Origin of the sequence: Micromonospora sp. NPDC050200 (genome assembly GCF_040656135.1) — a bacterium.
GTDB lineage: Bacteria > Actinomycetota > Actinomycetes > Mycobacteriales > Micromonosporaceae > Micromonospora.
The window spans coordinates 1-8,508 of the sequence record NZ_JBFALG010000119.1; the positions used below are offsets into that span (position 1 = coordinate 1).

Here is an 8,508-nt window from a genome sequence, read left to right on the forward strand (position 1 = left end):
CCGCCGAACACGAGGCGCTACACGCGATGACCCACCCGGTCACCGCACCCCTGAAAGCCAGCTAACCAACTCTCCATCAAACCCGGGGCTTGACACTACGCCCACTGGTCGAGGCGGCGGCCTTCCTCGCCCACCCGGGCGAAACGGTGACACTGTGCCGGCCCTGGCCGCCGCGTCGGCGTCGATCAGACCGCGCGGGCGGAGGGGTTCCTGCGCTGGAGGGACCAGCATTGCCGGGTTCGTTGCCATCCACCTGGGCCTTCAAAGGCCATTCGGTTTGTGGGACGTGCCGGTGGTGTCGGGATCCAGCCAGGCCGTACTGGTCGTAATCGGACCAGGGCTGATCCTCGGCGCCGGCTTGTTGTAGGTCCGGTCTGGCAAGCCGCCTCGACTGGTGAGATCAACCGGACCCTGACCTCAACCCTCGTGCCGATACCGGCTGCAGGGAACCTGAAGATTCACTCGGATCCTCGCAACCCCGCGAATGGAGTGCCAATGACCTATGACGTATCATCGCAGCTCATCACTCGCCGCGCTCTTCTAGGGGCGGCAGCGCTTTTGCCATTAGCTGGATGCACGAAGGGCAAGACACCGGCCTCCTCTCCCCCCGCGGCCTCCTCTCCCCCCGCGGCCTCCTCTCCCCCCGCGGCCTCCTCTCCCCCCGCTTCTTCGTCTTCCGCTGGCGCAGCGGATGACCATCACGATCGCCTGGTTGAGTTGGAACGAAAGTTCGGCGCACGCCTGGGGGTGTACGCTCTCGCCACCGGCACGGGCACCACCATCGCCTACCGGGCGGACGAACGATTCGCGTTTTGTTCGACGTTCAAGGGGCTCGTGGCAGCAGCGGTCTTACATCGAAACCCACTGTCGCACCTGGATACGGTCGTTACGTACACCAGAGACGATCTCATGAAGAGCGCCGTCATCACCAGGCGCCATGTGGCCACGGGAATGACGATCCGTCAACTGTGTGACGCCGCAGTCCGCTACAGCGACGGCACGGCCGGCAATCTCCTGCTCCGCGATCTCGGCGGGCCAGCCCAACTGACGGCGTACGCACGTAGCCTCGGCGACACAGTCACCCGGATGGAGCGAATCGAGCCGGCGATCACGGAAGCCGCCCCGGAGGACCCCCGCGACACAACTTCTCCCCGGGCATTTGGCGCCAACTACCATAAAATTGTGCTGGGGAACGCCCTGCCGACCGACAAGCGCGCCTTTCTCCGCGATCTGTTGGAACGCAACGCCACCAGCGCCGGTGCCCAACGCATCCGAGCGGGCATACCGCGGGAATGGACCGTGGCCGACAAGACCGGGACCGGTGACTACGGCACAGTCAACGACATCGCGATCGCGTGGCCCCCGAATTCCGCGCCGCTCGTCATCGCGATCATGTCCAGCAAGGCGACCAAAGACGCCGAATACAATCAGGCTCTCATTGCTGCGGCCGCCGCACATGCAGTAGCCACGCTCACCTGAGGAAATGGTTGGTTGCCAACTGACGCCCCAGGCAAAGGCGGCACGGTCCCTCAATGACTCTACCTCAGCCCAACTGCTCCGTAGCCGAATGGCCGGCTGGTTTCCGCAGCTAGGGAAAGAGCGAGCAGAGGAAACGGCCCGTCTGCAACGGGCGTCTGACAAACATTACGATCTCCACCACGTCAGTGATACCGACATCAGCGCGCCGGCGGTGCCGTGGAGCAGGCCGGAGTGCCACCGGGGGGATATCAGGATGCTGGACTCTGCGACGACTCAGGTGATCGAACCGGTGCCGCCACAACCGCCGAGCCGGCGTCGCGCACGCGGCCTCTGGGTGCTGATCAGTGGCCTGCTGACCCTGCTCCTGGCCGGTACCGCGCTGGTCGCGATCGAGCCGCTGCGCCGCCCACTGCCCGCGCCGACCGTCGCGCGGACCCTGCCCGCGTCGACGATCATCCCCGGCAGGGCCCCGGCGGTGCCGTGGCCGAAGACCGGGCAGGCCGCCCTCTCGGTCGAAGGGCTGGGCTCGCTCGGCACGTCGGGCGGGAGCAACCCGGTGCCGATCGCGAGCGTGACCAAGGTGATGACCGCGTACGTCATCCTGACCGAGCACCCCCTCGACCGGGGCGAGCAGGGGCCGAAGCTCACCGTCAGCGCGGAGCAGGCCGCCGCGTACCCGGGGGAGCTGGCGCGCGGCGAGTCCCTCGTGGCGGTAGTCGCGGGCGCGGTCTTCACCGAGCGCCAGGCCCTCCAGGCGGTGCTGCTCCCGTCGGCGAACAACATGGCGCGGATCGTCGCCGCCTGGGACGCCGGCAGCGTCGAGGCATTCGTCGCCAAGATGAACGACACCGCCGCCACGCTCGGCATGACCGACACCCACTACACCGATCCGTCCGGGCTCGACCCGGACACCGTGAGCACCGCCGTCGACCAGGTGATCCTGGCCCGCAAGGCAATGGAACTGCCGGCGTTCGCGGAGATCGTGGCACAGAAGAAGGCCACCCTGCCGGTCGCCGGTACCGTGCGGAACTACAACTCCCTGGTCGGCCGGGACGGCGTCGTGGGGATCAAGACCGGGTCCACCGACGAGGCCGGCGGCTGCCTCGTCTTCGCCGCGGTCGTCAAGGTCGGCGGCCAAAGAATCACCATCGTGGGCGCCGTCCTGGGGCAGCCCGGCGCCAACACCCCCGTGCAGCTGGACCGGGTGTTCCGGGCGACCCGTCCGCTGGTCCGCACCGCCGCCGCCGCAATTGCGCTGCACCCGATCGTCCGGGCCGGCGATCAGGTCGCCACCGTGCGGGGGCCGCTCGGCACCGGCACGACGATCAACGCCGCGAAGGACCTGACCGTGATGGGCTGGCCCGGCATGCGGGTACGACTGGATGTCGACATCCCGGCCGTACCGGCACGGCTGCCGGCCGAGGCAGAACACGGCCGGGTCAGTGCGGTCGCCGGCGAGGGCATCCCGGTCGCCACCGCGCTACGCACCGGCGTACGGCTGGAGCCGCCGAGCACCTGGGATCGCATCCGGCAGCACCGCTGAGCCGTCGGCGCTCTGGCCCGACGCCGGCGCTCGCCGTGGTGCCGGGCGCCGACCAGATCAGCGACAAACAGGTTGAGGGGCGAGCAGGTGCTCGCCCCATGTCCGTGGTCGGCAGATGGGATGTCGTGCCCGCCGGCTGCCGTACCGCCGGCTGCCGCTGCAGCAGGGTCTCGATCTCGTCCTCGCTGGAGGCGGTAGCCGCGCACCTTGACGTGGGAGTCGTTGCGGCCCAGGAAGTCGATGCTGCCGTCGGGCCGGTATCGGGCCAGGTCGCAGAGCAGGGGCCTGAGATGAGTGGTGCTGCCTCATGTCCCAGGTCCGCACCGGGATGAGGCAGCACCACACGGCCGCTGACACGGGAGACAGCCCTAAGGGCCGGCGACCTCCTTGGCGGCGCGCTCGCCGGACTCGACCGCCCCGTTGAGGTAGCCGAAGTACTCGACCGAGGTGTGCTCGCCGGCGAAGTGGACGTTGCCCTCGCGGACGCCCTCGATGCCGAAGAAGCGGGTGTACTGGCCCGGCTTCTGGGCCGAGTAGGCACCCTTCGACCAGGGGTTGAGCGGCCAGGCGTCCCGATAGGCCTTGCCGTTGCAGGCCGCGGTGATGCCCGGGTAGATGGGTTCCAACTGGGTCAGGAACGACGTGACCTGGGCGGCTGGCGCCGCGCCGAAGGGCGCGCCGGTCCACACCTTCGTCTGGCTGCCGCCGGGGAACTCGCACAGCACACCGGTGGTGGTCGGCTGGTTGACCGTGTCGTCCCAGGCGCACTGGAACCCGGTGACGTTGGTGTAGGTGGCACCGCCGTAGCCCTGCGCCACCCACGGCCGGCTGGTGAACTGGACGTGGACCTTCGAGTTGCTGCCGAGGTCGAACTCGTTGATGGAGCGCGTCTTCACGGTCGAGAACCCGGCCTTGGACAGGTCGCACTCGCGCAGCGTCGTGAAGGGCAGGGCGAGGATCACCTTGTCGGAGGTCACGTCGGTGTACTTGGTGCCGGCCTGGAACGTGCAGGTCACCGAGCCGTTGGCGTTCGCCTTGACCGCCACCAGCTTGCGGTCCAGCGTCACGGTGCCGGCGGGCAACTGGCCGACCATGGCGGTCAGCAGCTGGTCGTTGCCGCCGATGATCGTGTATCGCTCGTCGCCCCCGGTGAGCGGGTTGAGCGAGTTCTGCGAGTTCCAGGCGAGCAGGTAGATCAGGTTGAGCGCGGACTGCTGGTCCGGGTCGAGACCGTACTCGGCGACGACGTTGCTCTGCATCAGTTTCGCGAAGCGGCTGGAGAGACCGCCCGGGATGTTGGCGTCCAGCCACTGGTTGACGGTCTGGTTGTCCAGTTGCAGCCCCGCCGCGGTGTAGCTGTTGTACGTCTGCGGCCACGGCGCCGCCTGCTGAGCCGCCTTGAATGCCTGGTAGACCTGGCCCCAGTCGGCGTTCGCCGCGCTGTAGGGGTAGTCCGCGCCGTCGATCCAGTACTTGTCCCCGCCGGGTGGCTGGTTGCCGCCGCCCGCGTCCCGGAGGCTGAGCCCGAGGCTGTTGGCGAGGTTGCGGATCGTGTTGTGCTCGGTGTTGATGAACGCGCCGCCGTGCTCGACGACCACGCCGTCGTCGAAGAAGCCACGCAGGCTGTAACAGCGGCCACCGATCCGGGAGCTGCCCTCGTAGACCGCGGCCCGGATCCCCTTGACCTTGTACAGCCAGTGGGCGGCGCGGATGCCGGCGAGCCCCGCGCCCACGATGGTCACCGACGGTGGCGCGGCGGCAGCGGCGGGACGGGGCAGGCCGGTCGCCGAGGCGACGGCAGCCGCGCCGACGACGGCGGCGCCGCCGAGCAGCTTGCGGCGGGACAGCCCGGTGGCGCGCATCTCGATGACTTCGTCGACCGGGATCCCGGTCCGCTCAGATTCGGCGTGCGCGGCGAGCGTGGCACGCAGATGGCTGGTGAGTGGTGTTCGACCTCTGGAACCCATGACTGACCTCCGGTCGCGAGCGCCTGAGCTGGCGTGCCCGCTATTTAAAGCCGGATTCAGTTAGATAGTCAAGAACTTCACTGGCCAGTGAGAGAGCAGCCCATAAGAGCTGATCTTTGTTTCAGGAGCCGCCCCACCATCGCGCAGCCACGAGTTCGGCGACCAGTGTCTCGGTGAGCAGGCGGACGTCGGGGTCGTCGTCGCCGCGGTAGCGGATCACCGCCGCGGCGCCGGCCACCTCGGCGCCGACGGCGAGCACGGTGGACTCCCGCTGCCGCAGCCAGTCCAGTGCCGGCGCGTCGTACCGGGAACCGGGGAAGAACAGCGCGCGGTAGTCGAGCGTCCTGGTGAGGTAGACGTCGACGTGCGACCAGTCACCGGTCTCGCATCCGCCGGCGGGACGGCGGGGACCCTCGCGGACCATCAACGCCGACTGCAACGCGGAGGAGAGCCGCTCGGCCGGCGCGAGGGTGTAGATGCCGTGCGGGCCGTCCAGGAGTTCGGCGGCCGCCGGCAGCCATTCGTCGCGGCGGGCGAGCAGGTCCTCGGTGGCGTCGGCGGCGCGCCGGGCGAGGCCGGCGACGTCTCGCCGCCCGAGGCGAGCGACGTCCCGCCGCGCCGTCAGCCGAGCAACCAGGTCCAGCAGCAGCACCAGGGTGTGCTGGAAGGTCCGGCACGCCACCCCGCCGGCCTCGGCCCCGGCGTGCATCGGGACGACGAGGTCAGCGACGTTCGCCAGCGGCGAGTCCGACGCGTTCGTCAGGGCGACCAGTCGACCCGACCCCTGGTAGCGGCTCGTGGCATCGAGGGTCTCCTGGCTGGTCCCGGTGGCCGAGATGGCAACCACCAGGGTCCGCGGTCCCGGGGGATAGGCGACGGCGGCCGAGGCGTACTCGGCAACCGCGTCGACGCCCGCGGCGCGCAGCCGCAGCGCGGCCATCTCGGCCGCGTAGCGCGAACTGCCCATACCGAGCAGGAGCACTCGCTCGACCGGGTCGGGCAGCCCGCGCCACCCGTCGCCGTCGGTGAGCGCCGCGGCCAGGCGGCGGAGCGACTCCGGTTTGGCTTCCAGGTCGGCCAGGAACAGGCGCGGGTCCACAGGGCTCCTTGCTCTAGTCGTACCAGCAGCGCAGTACACCCATCGGGGCGTACCGCCAGCGGGGCAGGAAACGGGCGGCGTAGCACAGCTCGCGGCACTCCTGCTCGACCTCGAACGGCCGCAGCAGCCGCTCGTCGAACAAATGCGCCATGCCGCGCTCGTCCAGGGTGCGGAGGTAGGCCGCGAGAAGATCGTCGACTGCACGCCGGCACCAGTCGGTCACGGCTGATCGGTACCGGCCGTCGGTGCGCCGGTTGGCGATCTGCCCGACGTGCAGCAGGCTGGTGCGCAGCTGCGCCACGTCACGCGCGGCCGGCTCGATGAGGATGCCGTCGCCAGGCGCCGCGAGGGTCGGGTTCCCGTCGAAGTCCGTCACCGCGAGCCCGCCGCGCCACCGCAGGACCTGCCCCACGTGCAGGTCGCCGTGCGGTTGGATCACGTACGCCCGGTCCACCTCGCGGGACCGCTCGAGGTCGGCGGCGAGCCGGGGCACCCGCGCGGCGAACCAGTGGGCCTCCTCGTCGTCGGCGGCAGCGACGAGCCGGTGCGCCTGGTCGAGGACGGCCAGGCCGTCGGTCGCCCAGTCCCGGTGGCTGACCTCGACGGGTGCCGGGGTGGTCTCGGACGGCGTGGCCAGGGCGCAGTGCAGCTCCGCCGCCAGCACCCCGAGGTCCCCGGCCAGGTTGGCCGGCGGTCCCCCGTCGAGTTGGTGAAGCAGAGCGTCGACACACCAGTCCCACCCGTCGGCGGCGTCCGGCAGGAAACGGGTCACGACGGCCGCCAGGCCGGCGTCCGGCCCGTCGCGGTAGACGGCCGCGTACGGCGTCGGCGTACGGGTGAAGCCCGCTGCCACCAGATGCGCCAGCAGGTCCGGCGCCCGGTCGGGCGCCCCACCACCGGTCGCCGGTCGCATCCACTTCACCACCACGCGCTCGCCCACCACGACCGAGGTGTTCGTCTGGTCGACGGTGATCAGTCGTTCCTCGAGGGGACCCCGGGCGAGCGGAACGAAGCGGCGCACCCGCAGACCGGCCATGGCGCCACCGGTGGCAAGGGCTTCGACGAGCGCGGCGGAGGCACCGGGCGGCACTCGGGCGTCTGTTGAATCCAAGTTCAGTTTCCGACGTAAAAACTCAGCTACAAAAGGCCGCATGAGTCTTGCGCATGTTGACTCTCGTTGCAACACTCCGGTTCACTGTCTCGACTCCCGACAGGAGTGCCGAGTGTTGCTGTCAAGAAATGGCCGGCGTACCGCCGTCCCGGCGGCCCTCGCCGTCGGCCTCGTGCTCGCGATGACGGCGTGTGGCGGTGGTGCCGACAACGCCGGCAGCTCGAGCGCGGACACCCTCGACCCGAACGCTGACCTGGGCAAGCAAGAGCTCACGGTCTCCAACTGGGACGGCTACATGCCGGAGGATCTGCCCGGGAAGTTCAAGGCGGCGAAGGGTCCGGCGGTCACCGTCACCAAACACGCCACCAACGAAGAGATCATGGCGAAGCTGACCGCGGGCGCGGACAGCGGCATCGACGTCGCGTTCGTCTCCGGACAATTCGCCCAAGCGCTCGCCGAGCAGGGCCTGCTTGAGCCGGTTCACGCCGATCTCGTGCCCAACCTCAAGAACCTCTACCCGGAAGCCGGGCAACTGGCCTACGACAAGGGCAACAAGTTCTCGGTGCCGTACACCTGGGGCACGACCGGCCTGTGCTACCGCACGGACCTGACCGGCTACACCCCGGACAGCTGGGAGGACCTGCTCTCGCCGAAGCCGCAGTTGGCCAAGAAGGTGACCATGATGGCCACCGAACGGTGGCTCATGCTCCCGGCGCAGAAGACGCTCAACTTCTCGGCGAACACCACCGACGCGGACCAGCTGCAGCAGGTGAAGCAGAAGTTGCTCACGGCGAAGAAGACGCTGCTGGCCTACGACGACACCACCTTCGGCGACCGACTCAAGTCCGGCGAGGCCGCCCTGGTCGAGGCATGGGACGGCTGGTGCCCCACCGACGACCCGAAGATCAAGTTCGTGGTGCCCAAGGAGGGCAGCGACCTCTGGGTGGACACCATGGTCGTCTTGAAGACGTCAAAGAACAAGGAAGCCGCGCACGCCTTCATCAACTACATCCTCGACCCCGACAACCACTCCTGGGCCGCGGCGAACATCCTCTACAAGGTGCCGAACGGCGCCGCCATGGCCAAGGTCGACGCCAAGCTGCTGGAGACCCACCCGCAGCTGAAGATGGCCCCGGCCGAACTGCTGAAGCAGGAGGTGCCGGTCGACCTCGGCGAGGCGGCGCCGGCGTACACCCGCATCGCGACCGAGGTGTCGGCCGGTTAGATGAGCTATTAAATATATAATATACATTATATATATTATATATAATATCTACGTTATATATAATATACATTATATATATTATAT

Annotated in this window: 7 protein-coding genes; 4 read left to right on the forward strand and 3 right to left on the reverse strand. The window is 68.7% G+C overall.

All coding sequences use genetic code 11. The features are described from left to right. Positions 1-572: 572 nt before the first annotated feature. The 3 genes from AB0I41_RS34065 (at position 573) to AB0I41_RS34075 (ending at position 3,022) form a co-directional block, all read left to right on the forward strand. Complete coding sequence (locus AB0I41_RS34065; RefSeq protein ID WP_357115271.1) at positions 573-695, forward strand: hypothetical protein; 123 nt, start codon at positions 573-575, stop codon at positions 693-695. A 22-nt stretch (positions 696-717) separates the two neighbouring features. After that, positions 718-1,479 carry a class A beta-lactamase gene (gene bla / locus AB0I41_RS34070; RefSeq protein ID WP_357115273.1) on the forward strand — a complete coding sequence of 254 codons (762 nt, stop codon included), beginning with the start codon at positions 718-720 and terminating at the stop codon, positions 1,477-1,479. Between the two features lie 253 nt (positions 1,480-1,732). Continuing rightward, positions 1,733-3,022, forward strand: a complete 1,290-nt coding sequence (locus AB0I41_RS34075; RefSeq protein WP_357115275.1) for a D-alanyl-D-alanine carboxypeptidase — start codon at positions 1,733-1,735, stop codon at positions 3,020-3,022. A 368-nt stretch (positions 3,023-3,390) separates the two neighbouring features. Here the strand turns inward: AB0I41_RS34075 and AB0I41_RS34080 are convergent, their stop codons facing one another. The 3 genes from AB0I41_RS34080 to AB0I41_RS34090 form a co-directional block, all read right to left on the reverse strand. Further along, positions 3,391-4,989 carry an FAD-dependent oxidoreductase gene (locus AB0I41_RS34080; RefSeq protein WP_357115277.1) on the reverse strand — a complete coding sequence of 533 codons (1,599 nt, stop codon included), beginning with the start codon at positions 4,987-4,989 and terminating at the stop codon, positions 3,391-3,393. A 121-nt stretch (positions 4,990-5,110) separates the two neighbouring features. Further along, positions 5,111-6,088 carry an SIS domain-containing protein gene (locus tag AB0I41_RS34085; protein WP_357115279.1) on the reverse strand — a complete coding sequence of 326 codons (978 nt, stop codon included), beginning with the start codon at positions 6,086-6,088 and terminating at the stop codon, positions 5,111-5,113. A gap of 13 nt (positions 6,089-6,101) precedes the next feature. Beyond that, on the reverse strand, positions 6,102-7,124 hold the full coding sequence (locus AB0I41_RS34090) for a hypothetical protein (RefSeq protein WP_357115281.1): 1,023 nt from the start codon (positions 7,122-7,124) through the stop codon (positions 6,102-6,104). 187 nt (positions 7,125-7,311) lie between these two features. Here AB0I41_RS34090 and AB0I41_RS34095 point away from each other — a divergent pair, with 187 nt between their 5' ends. Then, positions 7,312-8,424: a spermidine/putrescine ABC transporter substrate-binding protein gene (locus tag AB0I41_RS34095; RefSeq protein ID WP_357115283.1), complete on the forward strand. Its 1,113-nt coding sequence runs from the start codon at positions 7,312-7,314 to the stop codon at positions 8,422-8,424. Positions 8,425-8,508: the final 84 nt, after the last annotated feature.

Bases quoted from the DNA above. Each gene is read 5' to 3' on its own strand.
- AB0I41_RS34065 (WP_357115271.1), top strand. From the start codon at position 573: ATGCACGAAGGGCAAGACACCGGCCTCCTCTCCCCCCGCGGCCTCCTC.
- AB0I41_RS34075 (WP_357115275.1), top strand. From the start codon at position 1,733: ATGCTGGACTCTGCGACGACTCAGGTGATCGAACCGGTGCCGCCACAA.
- AB0I41_RS34080 (WP_357115277.1), bottom strand. From the start codon at position 4,989: ATGGGTTCCAGAGGTCGAACACCACTCACCAGCCATCTGCGTGCCACG.
- AB0I41_RS34090 (WP_357115281.1), bottom strand. From the start codon at position 7,124: ATGGCCGGTCTGCGGGTGCGCCGCTTCGTTCCGCTCGCCCGGGGTCCC.